The sequence below is a fragment of the Vibrio rarus genome, assembly GCF_024347075.1.
GTDB lineage: Bacteria > Pseudomonadota > Gammaproteobacteria > Enterobacterales > Vibrionaceae > Vibrio > Vibrio rarus.
The window spans coordinates 2,339,506-2,358,385 of the sequence record NZ_AP024900.1; the positions used below are offsets into that span (position 1 = coordinate 2,339,506).

Genomic DNA, 18,880 nt, shown 5'->3' on the forward strand with positions numbered 1-18,880 from the left:
TGCGCCTCTAGTTAATAGGTTGGATCAGAACCACGGCTTCTGCCGCAATTCCTTCTTTGCGCCCGGTAAAACCCAGACGCTCTGTAGTGGTGGCCTTGACGTTCACGTTACTAAGCTCGGTTTGGAGATCTTGAGCTATCGCCTCACGCATGCCTTGAATATAAGGGGCCATTTTAGGAGCTTGCGCCATGATAGTCACATCCAAGTTACCTAATACATAACCCTGCTGTTGAACACGGCGATACACATCTTTCAGAAGTTCACGGCTATTCGCTCCCTTCCATTTTTCATCCGTATCTGGAAAATGATGGCCAATATCTCCAGCGGCAATCGCCCCAAGTAAGGCATCACAAACGGCATGTAAAGCCACATCACCATCAGAGTGAGCAAGTAACCCTTGTTCATAAGGGATGGCGACACCACCAATAATCACAGGCCCTTCGCCAGCAAATTTATGTACATCAAAGCCATGTCCAATGCGGATCATAGTCACTCCTAATTAGTAATAGGGTTAAATCGTCTTAGGTGTTAAATAAAATTCAGCCACCGCTAAATCTTCAGGTTGAGTCACTTTTAGGTTGTCGGCCCGCCCTTCAACCAGTAAGGGGGATAATCCCATCAGTTCCATACAGGAGGCTTCATCGGTCACGGGTTGCTGCGCTTGTAATGCGCTAAGCAGTGCATGTTGTAATTCTTGGCAACGGAACATTTGTGGTGTGAGTGCGTGCCACAGATTGACTCTATCGACCGTACCACTTATCTCATCGTTACTTGAGGCGCGCTTCATGGTATCTCGTACCTTTGCGGCTAAAATCGCCCCCACGGGATGCTGGGAGCCACACTCAATAAGTGTACTAATATTTTGATGAGTCACATTCGGTCTTGCGGCGTCATGTACCAATACCCAGTCTTGATAACCTTGTTGGGTGAGGTGGTTTAATGCGTTTAATACCGAATCACTGCGCTCTTTACCACCAGACACTCGGGTGACTAACGGGTGATTGGCCAGAGATGTGTCAGAAAAATACCCATCATTATCGCTAATTGCCACCACCACCTCGGATATTGCAGGGTGTGACAATAATTTTTCGAGCGTATGTTCTAGGATCGTTTTGCCATGCAGCATGAGGTACTGCTTGGGTCTATCTGCCTGCATTCGACTACCGACTCCAGCGGCAGGCACAATAGCAATATATTTATTCAAATTGAAAACCAATGATAGATTTAGTCAGTGTCGATTATACGATAAAATGTCTCGTCCTTTTTCACCATTCCAAGCTCATGACGCGCTCGTTCTTCAATGGCATCCAGACCTTGTTTTAGGTCATCAATTTCAGCAAACATTTCATCATTGCGTTTACGCAGTTCTGCATTCACAGAACTTTGAATGGCAACTTCATCTTTTACATGGCGATAATCATTAATACCATTTTTGCCGATCCACAACGTTGCCTGCATAAATATCAGCAAAGCCAACAGCAATATGGAAAATACACGCACGATAATATCCTTCTTTAATCACCAAGGTTTAGGTCTTAGACCTTGAAACACAACGATACCAACCCTAGTCAGTCATAAGTCATTGTAGCGGGTAACCACATTTGATAACTGCGTTGAAATTTTTGATTGTAGGATGGCTACTTATCAAAAAATCCCTCTTGTTACCACACGTTGTACTGCGCTATAGCTGATCTTTTACTTACTGTGATTGATATTACCCTTGGATAATTCATCTTTATAACATATTCAGTTAATTGACGACACGCATCTAGCTTAATGACAGCAGAAATCCAAAAAAAAACACCTCGTATAAACGAGGTGCTTTAAGCGAATCAATCATGGTCGTTGCTGCTTTACCAGCAAATACGAATGATTATTGACCTTTAACTTCTTTTAGACCGTTGAAAGGAGCACGTTCGCCTAGTGCTTCTTCGATACGGATAAGTTGGTTGTACTTAGCAACACGGTCAGAACGGCTCATAGAACCTGTTTTGATTTGACCTGCAGCAGTACCTACCGCTAGATCAGCGATAGTTGCATCTTCAGTTTCGCCAGAACGGTGAGAGATAACTGCTGTGAAACCAGCATCTTTAGCCATCTTGATTGCAGCTAGAGTCTCTGTAAGTGAACCGATTTGGTTGAACTTGATTAGGATTGAGTTAGTGATACCTTCTTTGATACCGCGCTCAAGGATCTTAGTGTTTGTAACGAATAGATCGTCACCGACTAGTTGAAGCTTGTCACCTAGTAGTTCTGTTTGGTGCTTGAAGCCAGCCCAATCAGACTCGTCAAGACCATCTTCGATAGAAACGATTGGGTATTGGTTAGCAAGATCTTGTAGGTAGAAGTTAAATTCTTCAGAAGTGAAGATTTTGCCTTCGCCTTTCATGTTGTACTTGCCAGTTTCTTTGTCGAAGAACTCAGAAGCTGCACAGTCCATCGCAAGAGTAACGTCTTTGCCTAGCTCGTAACCTGCAAGCTCTACCGCTTCTTTGATTGCAGCGAGTGCAGCAGCGTTAGACTCAAGGTTTGGAGCAAAACCACCTTCATCACCCACTGCAGTGCTCATGCCTTTAGACTTAAGAACTTTAGCTAGGTTGTGGAATACTTCAGCACCGATACGTAGTGCTTCTTTTAGGCTTTTCGCGCCAACAGGTTGAATCATGAACTCTTGGATATCAACGTTGTTATCAGCGTGCTCACCACCGTTGATGATGTTCATCATTGGTAGAGGCATAGAGAATACGCCTGGAGTGCCGTTTAGTTCAGCAATGTGCTCGAACAAAGGCATGCCTTTAGCAGCAGCTGCCGCTTTTGCGTTAGCAAGAGATACTGCAAGGATTGCGTTAGCACCAAACTTAGACTTGTTTTCAGTACCGTCTAGGTCGATCATAACTTGGTCGATAGCAGCTTGGTCTTTTGCATCTTTACCAGTAAGAGCAGCAGCGATGTCGCCGTTTACAGCAGCAAGTGCTTTAAGTACGCCTTTACCTAGGAAACGAGACTTGTCACCGTCACGTAGCTCAAGAGCTTCACGAGAACCAGTAGATGCGCCAGATGGAGCTGCCGCCATACCTACGAAACCGCCTTCTAGGTGTACTTCAGCTTCAACAGTTGGGTTACCACGTGAGTCGATGATTTCACGACCTAGAACTTTAACGATCTTAGACATTAATATTTCCTCTTATAATCAAAAAATGTCAATTTAAAGGGGTGTAGTAATAATTCTCCGCTCAACACCCCTGCATTCTTTTACTTTTCGAATTCACCGCGCTGATATTGACCAGCAGCTTTAACGAAACCTGCAAACAATGGATGCCCATCACGAGGTGTCGATGTAAATTCTGGGTGGAACTGAGCCGCAACAAACCATGGGTGTGCTGGGTTCTCGATAACTTCCACCAATTTTTTGTCTGCTGACAAGCCTGATACTTTAAGACCAGCTTTTTCAATCAACGGACGTAAATTGTTGTTCACTTCATAACGGTGACGATGACGCTCATGAATCTTCGCGCTACCGTAAAGCTCATACGCTTTAGTACCTTTCTCTAAGTGACACAGCTGTGAACCAAGACGCATGGTACCACCTAGGTTAGATGCTTCGGTACGTTCTTCAACTTTACCTTCGCTATCAACCCACTCGGTAATCAAGCCTACCACAGGATGAGTGGTGTCTTTGTTAAATTCTGTTGAATTCGCATCCGCTAGGTTAGCTACGTTTCGAGCAAACTCAATTAACGCTACTTGCATACCTAAACAAATACCAAGGTATGGGATGTTATTCTCACGAGCGTATTGTGCCGCGCGAATCTTACCTTCAACACCTCGATCACCAAAACCACCAGGAACAAGAATAGCATCTAGGCCAACTAGAGCTTCTTCACCCTTAGTCTCAACATGCTCAGAGTCTACATATTGAATGTGGACATTTAAGCGGTTTTTCAACCCTGCATGTTTTAATGCTTCGTTCACTGACTTATAAGCATCAGGCAGTTCAATGTATTTACCAACCATACCGATGGTGACTTCACCAATAGGGTTCGCTTCTTCATAAATTACCTGTTCCCACTCTGACAAGTTGGCTTCTGGAGCTTTAATGCCAAAACGAGTACAAACAAGATCATCAAGACCTTGAGACTTAATAAGTTGAGGTATCTTGTAGATTGAATCTACGTCTTTCATAGAGATAACCGCTTGTTCTTGTACATTACAGAACAGAGCAATTTTCTTACGCTCGTTTGCAGGAACCATACGGTCACTACGGCAAACAAGAATATCTGGTTGAATACCAATCGAAAGCAATTCTTTTACTGAATGCTGAGTTGGTTTGGTTTTCACTTCACCTGCCGCCGCTAGGTAAGGAACCAATGTTAAGTGCATGAACATAGCGCGTTCACGGCCTAATTCAACCGCTAACTGACGAATCGCTTCCATAAATGGTAAAGATTCGATATCACCAACAGTACCACCCACTTCAACAATAGCCACTTCATGGCCTTTAGAACCGGCAATGACGCGGTCTTTGATTGCGTTAGTGATGTGAGGGATAACCTGAATTGTTGCCCCTAAGTAGTCGCCTCGACGCTCTGCTGCTAAAACTTCTGAGTAAACACGTCCCGCTGTAAAGTTGTTACGCTTTGTCATCTTGGTACGAATAAATCTTTCGTAGTGACCAAGGTCAAGGTCAGTTTCAGCGCCATCTTCCGTGACAAACACTTCACCATGTTGAGTTGGACTCATCGTCCCAGGGTCAATGTTGATGTAAGGGTCAAGCTTCATCATGGTCACTTTAAGGCCACGAGCTTCTAAAATAGCAGCAAGTGATGCTGCTGCAATACCTTTACCGAGTGAGGAAACAACCCCGCCAGTAACAAAAATGTAGTTTGTCGTCATGTTTAACCTGAAATTGGTTGAATGAGGGAAATGGATAGCTTCTAGACGGGATGCAAATATACCAGAAGCTTTTTAACGCCACAACGTGAAACTTATCACATGTCTTTTTTTTATTTGTTGCTTTACGTCAACTCAACATATGGAATGTCACTTCCGCTCATCTTGTTTAACTAAATCCCAAAGTGAATCCAAGTAGTCAAGGTCACACTCATCCAATGATTTTCCTTGCTGTAACACCTTTTCTTCTACCGCTCTAAAGCGGCGTTCAAATTTATTATTAGCTTTAGCCAAAGCCACTTCTGGATTGCACTTTAAGTGCCTTACTAAATTCACTGTTGCAAACAACAGATCGCCAAGCTCATCTTCAACTTTATGTTGCTCAACATTCACTTGTAATGCTTCATCAAGTACTTCTTGTACCTCTTCATGAACCTTATCAACAACAGGTCCTAGGGTATCCCAATCAAAACCATGCTGAGCACAACGCTTTTGAATTTTATTGGCGCGACTCAATGCTGGTAATGACTTAGGTACAGAGTCTAGAATACTTTTTTCAACACTGCCTAAACGAGCTTTCTCTTTTGCTTTTTCCGCCTGCCAATTGTCGTCTATTTGTTGCTCATTAGCAAAAATGGCATCGGAAAAGACATGTGGGTGACGACGAGTGAGTTTTTCATTTAAAACGGCTACAACATCATCAAACTCGAATAATTGCTGTTCTTTGGCTATCTGCGAGTAGAACACAACTTGAAACAATAAATCCCCTAACTCTTCTTTTAGGTTATGCCAATCTTTGTTGTGAATGGCATCTACCACTTCATATGTTTCTTCAATGGTATGGGGCACTATGGTGTCAAAAGTCTGCTTTTTATCCCATGGACAGCCTGTTTCAGGGTCACGTAAGGTTGCCATTATGGAGAGTAATTGTTCAATAGAATTTGGCGATGACATACATTTCCCAATATTTTGTGTAAAAAAAAGCCCCTAATCAGGGGCCTTATTTGATTAAGTTAACCGAGGCGTTTCACTGATATTACATCTTTTATCTGTTCAATTCGAGATTGTACTCTGGAGCTAATTTCCACATTAGTTACCTGAATATCTAAATCCATAACCACCATTTGACGCTTGTAGTCCATGCGAGAGCGCATACTGGCTACTTTTAGTTTTTCGTTGGTGATTAAAGTAGTAATGTCTTTCAGCAGACCAGTACGTTCCAATGCTTCAACGCGCAAGGTCAAAATAAACGAACCGACAAATCCACTTCCCCAAACCGTATCAATAATACGTTCAGCGGCGTGCAGTCTTAATTCGTTCAACTGGTCACAATCACTGCGGTGCACAGAGATACCTCGCCCTTGAGTGATGTAACCGCTAATTTGATCACCAGGAATAGGCTGACAACAACGTGCTAGGTGAGTCATCAGGTTATCCACCCCTTCTACCACTACCGCATCTTTATGAGGTTTACTGGCAAGTGGGGCAACAGAGTCCGCGCTTTTCAGCTTGGCAAGAACCTGTTTATCTTCCTCTTCAGCTGTAGGTTTATTAACTAAAGCATTAATATGATTAACCACTTGGTTAATCCGTAAATCGCCACTGCCAATCCCTGCGTACAACTCATCGGCACTGTTTACATTAAAACGCTTCAATGCATAGCGATCTGCATCTTTAAGGTGAGCGCCAATTTTAGCTAACTCCCCTTCCAGAATATCTTTACCTGCATCAATATTTTTTTCGCGACTTTGTTTCCTAAACCAAGCATTGATCTTAGCTCGAGCACGACTTGAGTGAACAAAACCAAGAGACGGGTTCAACCAATCTCGTGATGGGTTAGGCTCTTTTTGCGTGATAATCTCGACCTGATCTCCCATCTCTAACTGATGGGTAAACGGAACAATACGTCCTCCGACCTTAGTTCCAATACAACGATGCCCCACTTCAGAGTGGATGTGATAGGCAAAATCTAATGGCGTAGCCCCCATAGGGAGATCAACCACATCGCCGCGAGGAGTAAAAGCATACACGCGGTCATCAAATACTTGCGAGCGCAATTCGTCGAGCATTTCGCCAGAATCTGACATCTCTTCTTGCCAATCAAGCAGTTTACGTAGCCAAGTGATTTTCTCATCATAGCCACTGCGACCACCCGAAGCGCCCTCTTTGTATTTCCAGTGCGCGGCTACACCCAACTCCGAGTCTTCATGCATCTGCTTAGTACGAATTTGGATCTCAATGGTTTTGCCTTCCGGCCCTAGTACCACTGTATGGATAGATTGATAACCATTGGGCTTAGGGTTCGCCACATAGTCATCAAATTCGCTAGGCAGGTGTTTATATTTGGTGTGTACAATACCTAAAGAGGCATAACAGTCTTGTAACTCTTCAGCGATAATGCGCACTGCGCGCACATCGAACAGTTCATCAAACGCCAGTTTTTTCTTTTGCATTTTTCGCCAAATGCTAAAGATATGCTTAGGGCGACCACTCACTTCAGCGTTGATATTAGTGAGTTTCATTTCAGCTTTTAGATCGGCTACAAACTCATCGATATAGTGCTCGCGATCGATACGGCGTTCAGCCAGTTGTTTGGCAATTTTTTTGTAGGTCGTTGGGTTTTGATAACGGAATGCATAATCTTCTATTTCCCACTTAAGCTGGCCAATACCTAAACGGTTTGCCAAAGGTGCGTATATATTAGCGCACTCTTTGGCCACCGATTGACGCACTTCATCAGGAGCATTTTTTACTTCACGCAGGTTGCAAATACGTTCCGCAAGCTTGATGACCACGCAGCGAAAGTCATCCACCATGGCCAACAACATACGTCTTACGTTATCCACCTGAGACGAGGCACTGCTATTTTCTAGGGAGGTGTTTAGCTGACCAATGGCCGCCATCTCTTCCACTCCTTCGATCAGTTTCATCATCTCTTGACCGTAACGCTCAGCGAGCACTTCAGTATCAAACAGACCACTGGAAACTACAGGAAATAATTGAGCCGCCAGTAATGTGGCTCTATCCATAGAGAGCGTGGTTAATATTTCGATCATTTCGCGACCACGCCACAACAGTAATTCTTTCTGTTCGTGGTTAGCGAGCATCTGCTCGCAATCAAGGTATAACTTGCGTAGCTTGTTCTCGGTTTTCTGTCCTTGCTGCAGGCTTTCTATCCAACCATCGAGGTTAAATTCTTCGTCCTTTTTTATATGCGCACTGCGTACCGCAACCATATTTATTCCCTAAATAACTAATTTTTCACTCTGGTACTATTCTTATCCCAGTATACCTTTGCCAAATTAGGCTGTTCAGCAAATTTTTTAAATTTGCGCTATTTTTCAAATAACACCATAGATTCTAAATGTCCTGTATGCGGAAACATGTCCAGAACCTTCATTTTGACCACTTTATACCCTTGCGCTAACAAGATTTCACTGTCTCTTGCTAAAGTGGCTGGGTTACAAGAAACGTATACAATGCCAGTGGCAGCAAACTGTGATAGTGACTCAACTATACCGGCCGCCCCAGCCCTAGCCGGATCCAGTAAGATCTTATCAAAACGTTCTGCCGCCCACTCTTCATCCCCTGTTAATTGCGCAAGGTTAGCCTGATAAAATTTAGCATGAGTAATGGCAAGTGAGCGTGCGTTTTCATTGGCTCGAGCAACCATATCATCGACCCCTTCAATACCAATAACCGCAGACGCTTTAACGCTTAATGGGAAAGTGAAGTTACCTATACCACTAAACAAGTCCAGCACTCGCTCATTGGTTTGCACATCTAGCCAGTCTAGCGCTTGTTGCACCATTTGCTGGTTTACACTGCGGTTCACTTGAACGAAATCGGACGGTAAAAAATCCAAAGAAAATCCAGACTCATTACATACAGGAGAGTCTCCACACAGTTTTTGAGCCATTTGCTGCCCTTGATGTAGGTACAAAGTGCAATTATGCTGCTGAGCAAAATCCACCAGCGCCTGACGGTCTTTATTTCTTAATTCAGCACTGGTGCGAAGCAAGATGACACTGGTGTTATCCGCTTCCACTAACTCTAAATGCCCCAATATTTGGGGTTGTGAAAAACCTTCCAGTAACCTTTTTATAGCGGGCATCATGTGCGCTAACGGTTTTGCCATGACTGGGCAAGTCTCAACCGTGACGATATTTTTACTTTGACCTTCCCTAAAACCAAACTGCAACTGACTCTTTTTGCTATCCCACAACAAGCTAATACGGGCACGACGACGATAATGGGTCGGTTCAGCGACAATTGGCGCGGCTAATTCTTGCTCAGGAGCAACCTTAGCCATAACTTTACGAAACGCTTGTTGTTTTACTTCTAGCTGTTGCTGATATGGCATGTGCTGCAAAGAGCAACCACCACACTGGGCAAATTTTTCGCAAAAAGGGGGCACGCGGTCTTCACTGGCATTCAGCAGTTTGACCATTTTTGCGCGAATGTATTTGGACTTACTCTCTATGGGTTGGCACACCACTTGCTCGCCAATGAGCGCACCGGGAACAAATACTGGCTTTCCTTGACTAAAGGCCATTCCAGCCCCCTGGTAGTCATATTTTTCAATCAAAACACTGAGATGTTTTTGACTGTGATTACTGTTTTTTTTCGGTTTATAAAAGTTAGCCATTGCAGTGTGCCTAATCGTGTTTAACTGTCATGTATCAAGATTTTGACTTAGTTTTCAGCCCAACTTGGTTCTTGAGAAGCAATTTTAATGTCAATGCTTTAAACTTAGGTTCAAGTTTAGAAAATTCGAAAGCCTATTGAGGCTTATTTTTCCACATCCGGCATATTAATTAAACATGACAAGATATGGACTTCGCGCCCGCGTAATAACACTGACTCTAGCCCCAACGCTGATCGTTGGCATGCTATTGAGTGTATTTTTCACCTCTAATCGTTATAACGACTTAGAAGCACAGTTAATTACTGCAGGGACCAACATTGTTGAGCCATTGGCTATTGCCAGTGAATTCGCTATGTTACAACAAAATCGCGAAGCCGAGAGAAGACTGATTAGCTATAGCCACAGAAAACGGTCGGATGTGGTGCGAAGTATCGCAGTATTCGATGCTAATCACGAATTATTTGTTACTTCAAACTTCCACCCTAACTTCCAAAGCTTAATGTTTCCCAAGTCGCAACCTATCCCTTTGCACAGTGTGGCGGAGTTGGTGGATACCAAGTTAATCATTAGAACGCCCATTATTGCCGAAGCGCAATTTGTTGCCCCGCAAGCGGACTCCAAAGAAAGTGACCGTGTACTGGGTTATATCGCCATCGAATTAGATCTCTCCAGCCTGAGACTGCAACAGTATCAAGAGATCGTTGTGGCTCTTATTGTGATGTTTTTAGGGGTGGGTTTATCGGCCTTTTTTGCTTATCGGCTAATGCAAGATATTACCGCGCCAATTACTCACTTAAAAAATAGCGTGGACCGCATCCGGCGGGGACAACTGGATGTGCGGATCGAAGGTAAAATGCACGGTGAGCTTAACTCATTGAAAAATGGTATTAACGCCATGGCCATGTCGTTATCTGAATACCATATAGAAATGCAACACAGCATAGATCAAGCCACTTCCGATCTCCGTGAAACCCTAGAACAGTTAGAAATTCAAAACGTTGAATTAGACATTGCCAAAAAACGTGCCCAAGAAGCGGCCAGAGTAAAATCGGAATTTTTGGCCAATATGTCCCATGAGCTAAGAACCCCGCTCAATGGTGTCATTGGCTTTACCCGTCAAATGCTCAAAACCAATTTATCCCATAGCCAAACGGATTATCTACAAACTATTGAGCGTTCTGCAAATAATTTACTCAGCATTATTAATGACATTTTAGACTTCTCGAAACTTGAAGCGGGCAAACTGCTTCTGGAAAATATTCCATTTGATTTCCAAGAATCCCTTGAAGAGGTCGTTAACTTACAAGCACCAAGTGCCCATGAGAAAGGGTTAGAGCTCACACTAAAAATTGACCCTAAAATTCCACCAGGTGTGGTGGGCGACTCATTAAGAATTCAACAAGTTCTGACTAACTTGGTAGGTAATGCGATAAAATTTACTGACCGTGGCAATATCGATGTCAGCATTGAACTGCGCACCCAAAAAGAAGACCAAATTGAGATCCAGTTTATGGTAAAAGATACCGGCATCGGTATCTCAGAGCGTCAACAAGCACAATTATTCCAAGCCTTCAGTCAAGCTGACGCCAGCATTTCCCGTCGTTATGGAGGCACAGGTCTAGGACTGGTTATCACTCAAAAATTGGTGCGCCAAATGGGGGGAGAGATCAGCTTAACCAGTCGTTTGCATCAAGGTTCTACCTTCTGGTTTACCATTCGCTTAAATACCACTGACCTGCCATTAGAACAAATTGATCTTGCCTCTATTCGCGGTAAAGAAGTGCTATTGGTGGAGCAAAATTTACAAGCGGCTAATGTTTTACAGCAGTTGTTATCTCAAGAAGGCGTGGTCACCCAATACCGCTCGGCTCTACCAGAAAACATTACCCCTCATGACTATATAATCTACAACGTTCCGGTTAATGAGATCATGGGAGAAACCGAGTTGGTGGACTTTATCTATCAAGCTAAGGTCGTCTGCCCTAATATTATTATTGGCCTACCTAGCAATCAGCTGGCACTGTCGGAAACCTTGATCGCTCAGTATGAAGTCTCTTGCATCATCAAGCCTCTGACTCGCACTAAAATCATGCAAGCCATGTTAAGAGGTCAAGAGAGTCATGAGCCTATTTATGACAAACCTGCGCCAATACTGCTGGATAAATTGCCACTGAAAGTAATGGCGGTAGATGATAATCCTGCCAACCTAAAACTGATTGCCGCCCTACTAAATGAACATGTCGATTCCGTCGTCACATGCGTCAATGGTCAAAGTGCCGTAGATGAAGCCACTCACAATAAGTTTGATCTGATACTGATGGATATTCAAATGCCAGGAATGGACGGCGTTATGGCTTGTGAAAGCATCAAACAAACAGACATCAATAAAGACACGCCTATTATCGCAGTGACAGCACACGCCATGAGTGGCGAAAGAGACCGCTTGCTAAACGCGGGGATGGATGATTACCTTACCAAGCCAATAGAAGAGCAGGTACTGCTTAAACTGCTCAACCACTGGGGAGGAGACCCTGCACAGTCATCGCTATTACTAACGACACCCGTACCAACCCAAGACACCCCCTCAACGACAGATTCCAATAATGACGTCATCATAGATTGGCGCTCAGCTTTAGCTCAGTCGGCAAATAAAGAAGATCTCGCTAAAGAGATGCTACAGATGCTGATTGATTACATACCTGAAGTTAATCACGTCGTTGAACAAGCGATAGATGAACATCCCCTATCTAGAGATGAGTTAATTCATCACATTCATAAGTTGCATGGCAGCAGTAGCTATTGTGGTGTGCCTAAATTGAAGAAAGCCTGTGCCCAGTTAGAGCAAATGCTACGTTCGGGGGAGTCTATTGAGAATATAGAGCCGGAACTTTTAGAGTTGCAAGATGAGATGGAAAAGGTACAAACCACAGCAAGGTTATACCTGCAAGGTTAATTGTACCTTTAAGGTTAATTGTACCTTTAAGGTTGAGCGTTCTCCTGCAAAGGTTAGCGCTCAACAATTACGGTGGCGACAGCGTAGTGCCTTTCATCTGAAATAGACAAGTGCACATGGGTCACACCCAGTTGGCGAGATATTTCCAAAGCTTTGCCCGCTAACAATAACTCGGGTTTCCCACGACTGTCATTAGTGACGGTAAAATCTTGAAAAGACACACCATTAGCAATGCCCGTGCCGAGCGCTTTAGAAGCGGCCTCTTTGGCAGCAAAGCGTTTAGCCAAAAACTTAGCTTTATGCTTCATTTGCTCAAAGGTGGCCATTTCTGTCTCAGTCAAGATTCGCTCAGCAAACGCAACACCACTACGATTGAGCGCTTTTTCTATGCGCTCAATCTCGGAAATATCCGTACCTAAGCCAACAATCGGCATTATTTACGCGCCTGTTCCATGATGGCTTTCATATCAGCGACCGCTTTTTCTAAACCTTCAAACGCCGCACGACCAATAATAGAGTGACCGATATTCAGCTCATAAATCTCAGGTAGTGCCGCCACTGCTGCTACGTTGTGGTATGTAAGACCGTGACCAGCGTTGACAATAATGCCCTGCTGTGAGGCATAGGTCGCCGCTTTTGCTATCACTTGCAACTCTTTTTGTTGCTCTTCTTCTGTCGTTGCATCCGCATAGTGCCCAGTATGTAACTCAACAAATGGCGCACCTGCAGCTTTAGATGCATCTATTTGTGCTTGATTAGGATCGATAAACAAAGAGACTTTAATGCCCGCTTCACTCAACGTGTGGGTAGCCGCTTTAATTTTTTCTAGTTGGCCTACAACATCAAGCCCCCCTTCAGTGGTGAGCTCTTCACGTTTTTCAGGCACTAAACACACAAACTCTGGCTTCGTTTGTAGAGCTATCTCCACCATTTCATCGGTGACCGCCATTTCTAGGTTCATGCGGGTTTGGATGGTTTCTGCCAAGATGCGCACATCTCGATCTTTGATATGACGACGATCTTCACGCAAGTGAACTGTAATGCCCGCAGCCCCTGCTCGCTCAGCGACATCAGCCGCATGCACTGGATCTGGGTACTTAGTTCCGCGAGCGTTGCGTAGGGTAGCAATGTGGTCAATATTGACCCCAAGTAAAATTGGATTCATTTTCCGATACTCCGTGTTCGGGGCATAAATAACTCCCGACTTTTTAATGGTTTTCCGCCAAGATAAGGCTTTAATGCTATACGTGTAAAGCGCTTTGCCGCGCTCAATTGTAATTTTGAGCTAAAGCGCCTTTCACTCAATGCTATGAGCTCTTCACCCTTAAAAGTTAAGTTGTCTTTTCGTACTGATGCGATAAACCCTTGCTGCTCTCGATAGCGATATGTCATCTCAGGTTCCACGGGTTTTCCGGTACCTGTACAGTGAAGAAAGTCCACCCCATAGCCTAACGCATTCAAGAGCGCCAGTTCAAATCGGCGCAAGGCAGGCTCTGGGTTATCCGCTTGCGCGAGTTCAGTTAACGCATGCAAATAATCAATGAACAACTCTGGATAAGGAATTTCATGGCCAATAACGCGGGCGAGTATTTCATTCACATACATGGCTGAATAAAGGTTTACCCCAGTAAGTGGCAACCCCAAACTGATGGGCTCTGCTTGGCGCAGTGTTTTCATTGAGCCTCCCCCCGACCATTTTAGTAATAATGGGGTGAACGACTGCAACGCCCCCTTTAAAGGGGAACGCTTACTTCGCCCTCCCTTACTAAGAATGGTCAGGCGACCAAACTCTTCAGAGAAGACATCTAAAATCAAACTCGATTCGGTATAAGGGCGGCGGTGTAATATAAAACAACGCTGGAACCCATCAATTAATGACATATATTAGATGCGATAAAAAACTCCACTAAAAGTGGAGTTTTAAGGATGCGTTTTTACAAGTCATCCATGTAGCCTAATGAACGAAGCGCTCGCTCGTCATCAGCCCAACCGGATTTAACCTTGACCCAGGTTTCTAGGTACACTTTTCGCCCAAATAGCTCTTCCATATCTAGACGAGCTTCTCGACCTATGGTTTTGATCTTCTCGCCACCTTTACCAATGACCATTTTCTTCTGACCGCTACGTTCAACCAAAATTAACGCATTGATATGAAAACCATCGTTGTCTGGGTTGTAGTCAAAACGTTCCACTTCAACGGTAACCGAGTAAGGAAGCTCGTCACCCGTAAAGCGCATCAGTTTCTCACGGACAATTTCCGAGGCCATAAAACGCTGAGAGCGATCTGTCACGTATTCTTCAGGGAAATGGTGAGTTGCTTTAGGTAAAAATTCACGTACATGCTTACGCAAAACATCGGTGTTTTTACCAAGTTTGGCTGAAATAGGCACGACGTCAACAAAGTCCATTTTCTCAGTCATTTCTTTCATGTGGCTCATCACAAGGTTACGGTCTTGAACCTTATCAACCTTATTCACACATAAAACAACTGGGAAATTAGCGGCTTTTAACTTGTTAAGCACCATTTCATCATCAGCAGTCCAATGGGTACCATCCACCAAGAAAAACACTAGGTTTACATCACTTAAAGAACTGTTGGCAGCGCGGTTCATTAAGCGGTTAATCGCGCGCTTTTCTTCAATGTGCAATCCTGGTGTATCCACAAAAATCGCCTGGTAATCACCATCAGTATCCACACCCATAATACGGTGGCGCGTCGTTTGTGGTTTACGAGACGTTATGGAAATCTTCTGTCCCAGGATATGGTTCAGTAGTGTTGATTTACCTACGTTAGGGCGACCAACAATAGCAATAAAGCCACAGTGTTGATTTTCTACTGAGGTGGTTTTCTCTTGATTGTGCGACGCAAAGTACGCATCAAGATCGATACCTTGATCTTCAGACTGGTCATGATTAGACATTTGTTAATTTCTCCAACGCGAGCTCTGCTGCTGCTTGCTCTGCCTTACGGCGGCTTGTTCCTTTACCTGTGAAAGGTTTTTCTACGCCAGCCACAATACAGTCAACAGTAAACTCTTGGTTATGAGCTTCACCCTTAATTTTAATCACTTCGTAGGCTGGTAAAGGCTTACGACGACCTTGTAAGAACTCCTGTAAACGGGTCTTAGGATCTTTTTGTGATACGCCAGGTTGAATAGCCTCAAGACGACTCATATACCATGACAGTACGATCGCTCGTACCGACTCAGTACCACTGTCTAAATAAATAGCGCCAATAATGGCTTCTACAGCATCTGCAAGAATAGAATCTCGACGGAATCCGCCACTCTTCAACTCACCTGGACCTAATTTTAAGTAGTCTCCGAGCTCAAACTCTCGCGCTAACTCGGCCAAAGTTTTACCTCTTACCAAAGTGGCGCGCATTCGACTCATGTCACCTTCGTTCTCTTTGGGAAAACGATGGTATAAATCATCAGTGATGACAAAACTTAAAATTGAATCGCCCAGAAACTCTAGTCGTTCATTATGTTTGCCATTGGCGCTGCGGTGTGTCAGCGCCAAATGTAGGTTATTTATGTCATTAAACTTATAACCAATACTTTTTTCTAATCTAGTTAATTGAGAATTCATACTCTCTGATTACTCTATACCGCCAACGCGGTTCAAACGGATACCGGTTGGAATCCAAGATGGTAAGAAGCTATCACTGCTACGGTCAAACTCAAAACTCACCCAAATACCAACTGCTTTACCAACTAAGTTGGCTTCAGGGACAAATCCCCAATAACGGCTATCTGCGCTGTTATCGCGATTGTCACCCATCATGAAATAATGCCCTTTAGGCACAATCCACTCTCGAACACCGGCTCTAGGTTGATACGCAGATACGTTATCTTGACGTAGAGGGTTCACCAATACTTGGTGATGATGTTCACCCATAGTTTCATTTAACTGAATCAGTGGGACGTTACCTTGTGTAAATTCACTTTCTGTATAATTAGTCAAAGGCACAGGCTTACACTGCCTTTCGCCACTGGCTTTAATACACAGTTTCTTATCTTCAGTATAGCGAATGGTGTCGCCAGGCAAACCAATCACTCGTTTAATATAGTCAATGCTTGGTTGAGGCGGGTATTTAAATACCGCAACATCACCACGCTTAGGCTTACCGGTTTCCACTAGTTGAGTGCGCCATACAGGGTCTTTTAAACCGTAAGAGAATTTCTCAACTACGATAAAATCACCCACCAATAGAGTTGGCATCATAGAGCCTGATGGGATCTGAAAGGGTTCATAAATAAATGAACGTAAGATCAACACAAAGGCAATAACAGGGAAGATAGAGACACTATTTTCAACCCACCAAGGCTGATTGGCTACTTTTTCTTTAGTTTTCTCATCTAAACCGGTTGTTTGAGCTTCAACTTCAGCAACCTTAGCTTCTCTTTTCTTTGCCCAAACGAGCTTTTCCAAAGCGTAGACAATACCAGTAACCAAAGTCACTAAGACTAAGATCAGCGAAAACGTATTAGCCATTGAAATCCCTTAAATTCATTTGTTTCTAAAACACGAAAGTGAAAGAGCCATTAACCCTTTCACTTTTATCATTGTTATCTAATCATTATTAATGATTAATCTTTACCTACATGCAAAATCGCTAAGAAGGCTTCTTGCGGAAGCTCAACATTACCAATTTGTTTCATGCGTTTTTTACCTTCTTTCTGTTTCTTCAACAGTTTTTTCTTACGGCTTACATCACCACCGTAACATTTCGCGATTACGTTTTTACGTAATTGCTTAACGGTAGAGCGAGCAATAATATGGTTACCGATGGCGGCTTGAATGGCAATATCGAACATTTGACGAGGGATAAACTCCTTCATCTTCTCAACCAATAAGCGACCACGATTTTGCGAGTTATCTTTATGAGTGATAATCGCCAATGCATCTACTGTATCACCATTAAGTAATACGTCTACACGTACCATGCTTGAGGCTTCATAACGGTGGAAGTTGTAATCAAGTGATGCATAACCACGAGAGGTCGATTTTAGACGGTCGAAGAAGTCTAATACCACTTCTGCCATTGGCAAGTCATAGGTTAGAGCAACTTGGTTGCCGTGATAAACCATATCCACCTGAATACCACGCTTCTCAACACAAAGGGTAATCACATTACCCAAGTAGTCTGATGGCACTAGGATATTACAACGAGCAATTGGCTCACGTATTTCTTCTAAATCGTTAACAGCAGGTAGCTTGGCAGGGCTATCCACATACAGCACGTCACCATTGGTTTTTTCGACTTCATACACCACTGTTGGCGCGGTAGTGATCAGGTCTAAGTCGTATTCACGCTCTAAACGTTCTTGGATAACTTCCATGTGAAGCATACCCAAGAAACCACAGCGGAAACCAAAGCCGAGTGCAGCTGAGCTTTCTGGCTCATAAAATAGTGAGGCATCATTTAGGCTTAGTTTACCCAATGCATCACGGAAGTTTTCATAATCATCAGAAGATACCGGGAATAAACCCGCGTATACCTGTGGTTTTACTTTTTGGAAACCCGGCAAAGCAATATCACTACCGCCTTTAGCATGAGTTAATGTATCGCCTACCGGGGCCCCTAGGATATCTTTGATACCACACACAACCCAGCCTACTTCGCCCGTATTTAGCTCAGTCGTATCAATTTGTTTAGGAGTAAAGATACCTAAACGATCCACACCCCATACTTGGCCGGTGGTCATGACTTTGATTTTGTCATTCTTCTTGATACTGCCGTTTTTAATACGTACCAGAGACACAACACCAAGGTAGTTATCAAACCATGAGTCGATGATGAGCGCTTGTAGCGGACCATCTGGATCGCCCTCTGGAGCTGGAATTTCTTTTACAATTTCTTCAAGTACTTCATCGACACCTAAGCCCGTTTTTGCCGAGCAACGAACCGCTTCCATTGCATCAATGCCAACGATCTCTTCGATTTCTTCAGATACACGCTCAGGATCCGCAGCAGGTAGGTCAATCTTATTTAAGATTGGCACAACCTCTAAGTCCATCTCGATTGCGGTATAACAGTTAGCCAGTGTTTGTGCTTCAACCCCTTGACCGGCATCGACAACCAACAATGCACCTTCACAGGCGGCTAAAGAGCGCGATACTTCATAAGAGAAATCAACGTGTCCTGGGGTATCGATAAAGTTGAGCTGATATGTTTCCCCATCCTTTGCTTTGTAGTCTAAGGTCACACTTTGAGATTTAATCGTGATACCACGCTCTCTTTCAAGATCCATAGAATCAAGGACTTGCGCTTCCATCTCGCGATCGCTCAGGCCTCCACAAACTTGTATCAAACGATCTGATAAGGTGGATTTACCGTGGTCAATATGGGCGATTATCGAAAAGTTACGAATGTTCTTCATAGT

At 43.8% G+C, this 18,880-nt stretch carries 16 protein-coding genes; 1 reads left to right on the plus strand and 15 read right to left on the minus strand.

All coding sequences use genetic code 11. The features are described from left to right. Positions 1-7: 7 nt before the first annotated feature. The 8 genes from ispF to rlmD form a co-directional block, all read right to left on the minus strand. Entirely contained in the window at positions 8-487 is a 480-nt protein-coding gene (ispF, locus tag OCU56_RS10615) for a 2-C-methyl-D-erythritol 2,4-cyclodiphosphate synthase (protein WP_261873191.1), read from the minus strand. Positions 488-511: 24 nt separating this feature from the next. Continuing rightward, positions 512-1,204, minus strand: a complete 693-nt coding sequence (gene ispD, locus OCU56_RS10620; RefSeq protein ID WP_261873192.1) for a 2-C-methyl-D-erythritol 4-phosphate cytidylyltransferase — start codon at positions 1,202-1,204, stop codon at positions 512-514. A gap of 20 nt (positions 1,205-1,224) precedes the next feature. Beyond that, positions 1,225-1,500 (minus strand): cell division protein FtsB, encoded by a 276-nt coding sequence (ftsB, locus tag OCU56_RS10625; RefSeq protein WP_261873193.1) that lies wholly within the window; start codon positions 1,498-1,500, stop codon positions 1,225-1,227. Between the two features lie 373 nt (positions 1,501-1,873). After that, positions 1,874-3,172 (minus strand): phosphopyruvate hydratase, encoded by a 1,299-nt coding sequence (gene eno / locus OCU56_RS10630; protein WP_261873194.1) that lies wholly within the window; start codon positions 3,170-3,172, stop codon positions 1,874-1,876. 80 nt (positions 3,173-3,252) lie between these two features. Continuing rightward, positions 3,253-4,893 carry a CTP synthase gene (locus OCU56_RS10635; protein WP_261873195.1) on the minus strand — a complete coding sequence of 547 codons (1,641 nt, stop codon included), beginning with the start codon at positions 4,891-4,893 and terminating at the stop codon, positions 3,253-3,255. Between the two features lie 147 nt (positions 4,894-5,040). Continuing rightward, positions 5,041-5,844, minus strand: a complete 804-nt coding sequence (gene mazG, locus OCU56_RS10640; RefSeq protein WP_261873196.1) for a nucleoside triphosphate pyrophosphohydrolase — start codon at positions 5,842-5,844, stop codon at positions 5,041-5,043. A gap of 59 nt (positions 5,845-5,903) precedes the next feature. Further along, positions 5,904-8,126, minus strand: coding sequence for a GTP diphosphokinase (gene relA, locus OCU56_RS10645; protein ID WP_261873197.1), 2,223 nt, complete (start codon positions 8,124-8,126; stop codon positions 5,904-5,906). Positions 8,127-8,224: 98 nt separating this feature from the next. Continuing rightward, entirely contained in the window at positions 8,225-9,538 is a 1,314-nt protein-coding gene (gene rlmD / locus OCU56_RS10650; RefSeq protein ID WP_261873198.1) for a 23S rRNA (uracil(1939)-C(5))-methyltransferase RlmD, read from the minus strand. Positions 9,539-9,713: 175 nt separating this feature from the next. Between rlmD and barA the strand changes: the two genes are divergently transcribed. After that, complete coding sequence (gene barA / locus OCU56_RS10655; protein ID WP_261873199.1) at positions 9,714-12,491, plus strand: two-component sensor histidine kinase BarA; 2,778 nt, start codon at positions 9,714-9,716, stop codon at positions 12,489-12,491. Between the two features lie 53 nt (positions 12,492-12,544). Here the strand turns inward: barA and acpS are convergent, their stop codons facing one another. The 7 genes from acpS to lepA all read right to left on the minus strand — a co-directional run bounded on the left by acpS (position 12,545) and on the right by lepA (position 18,877). Beyond that, entirely contained in the window at positions 12,545-12,925 is a 381-nt protein-coding gene (acpS, locus tag OCU56_RS10660; protein ID WP_261873200.1) for a holo-ACP synthase, read from the minus strand. Further along, positions 12,925-13,656, minus strand: a complete 732-nt coding sequence (gene pdxJ / locus OCU56_RS10665) for a pyridoxine 5'-phosphate synthase (RefSeq protein ID WP_261873201.1) — start codon at positions 13,654-13,656, stop codon at positions 12,925-12,927. Before pdxJ ends, acpS begins: the two co-directional genes overlap by 1 nt. Continuing rightward, positions 13,653-14,372, minus strand: a complete 720-nt coding sequence (gene recO / locus OCU56_RS10670; RefSeq protein WP_261873202.1) for a DNA repair protein RecO — start codon at positions 14,370-14,372, stop codon at positions 13,653-13,655. The genes pdxJ and recO overlap by 4 nt, the downstream gene beginning before the upstream one ends. A 53-nt stretch (positions 14,373-14,425) precedes the next feature. After that, the gene (gene era / locus OCU56_RS10675) at positions 14,426-15,412 is read right to left on the minus strand and encodes a GTPase Era (protein WP_261873203.1); all 987 of its coding nucleotides are present in this window, start codon (positions 15,410-15,412) and stop codon (positions 14,426-14,428) included. Further along, positions 15,405-16,082, minus strand: a complete 678-nt coding sequence (gene rnc / locus OCU56_RS10680) for a ribonuclease III (RefSeq protein ID WP_261873204.1) — start codon at positions 16,080-16,082, stop codon at positions 15,405-15,407. The genes era and rnc overlap by 8 nt, the downstream gene beginning before the upstream one ends. A 9-nt stretch (positions 16,083-16,091) precedes the next feature. After that, the gene (gene lepB / locus OCU56_RS10685; RefSeq protein ID WP_261873205.1) at positions 16,092-16,988 is read right to left on the minus strand and encodes a signal peptidase I; all 897 of its coding nucleotides are present in this window, start codon (positions 16,986-16,988) and stop codon (positions 16,092-16,094) included. Between the two features lie 95 nt (positions 16,989-17,083). Then, positions 17,084-18,877 (minus strand): translation elongation factor 4, encoded by a 1,794-nt coding sequence (lepA, locus tag OCU56_RS10690; protein ID WP_261873206.1) that lies wholly within the window; start codon positions 18,875-18,877, stop codon positions 17,084-17,086. Positions 18,878-18,880 lie beyond the last annotated feature (3 nt).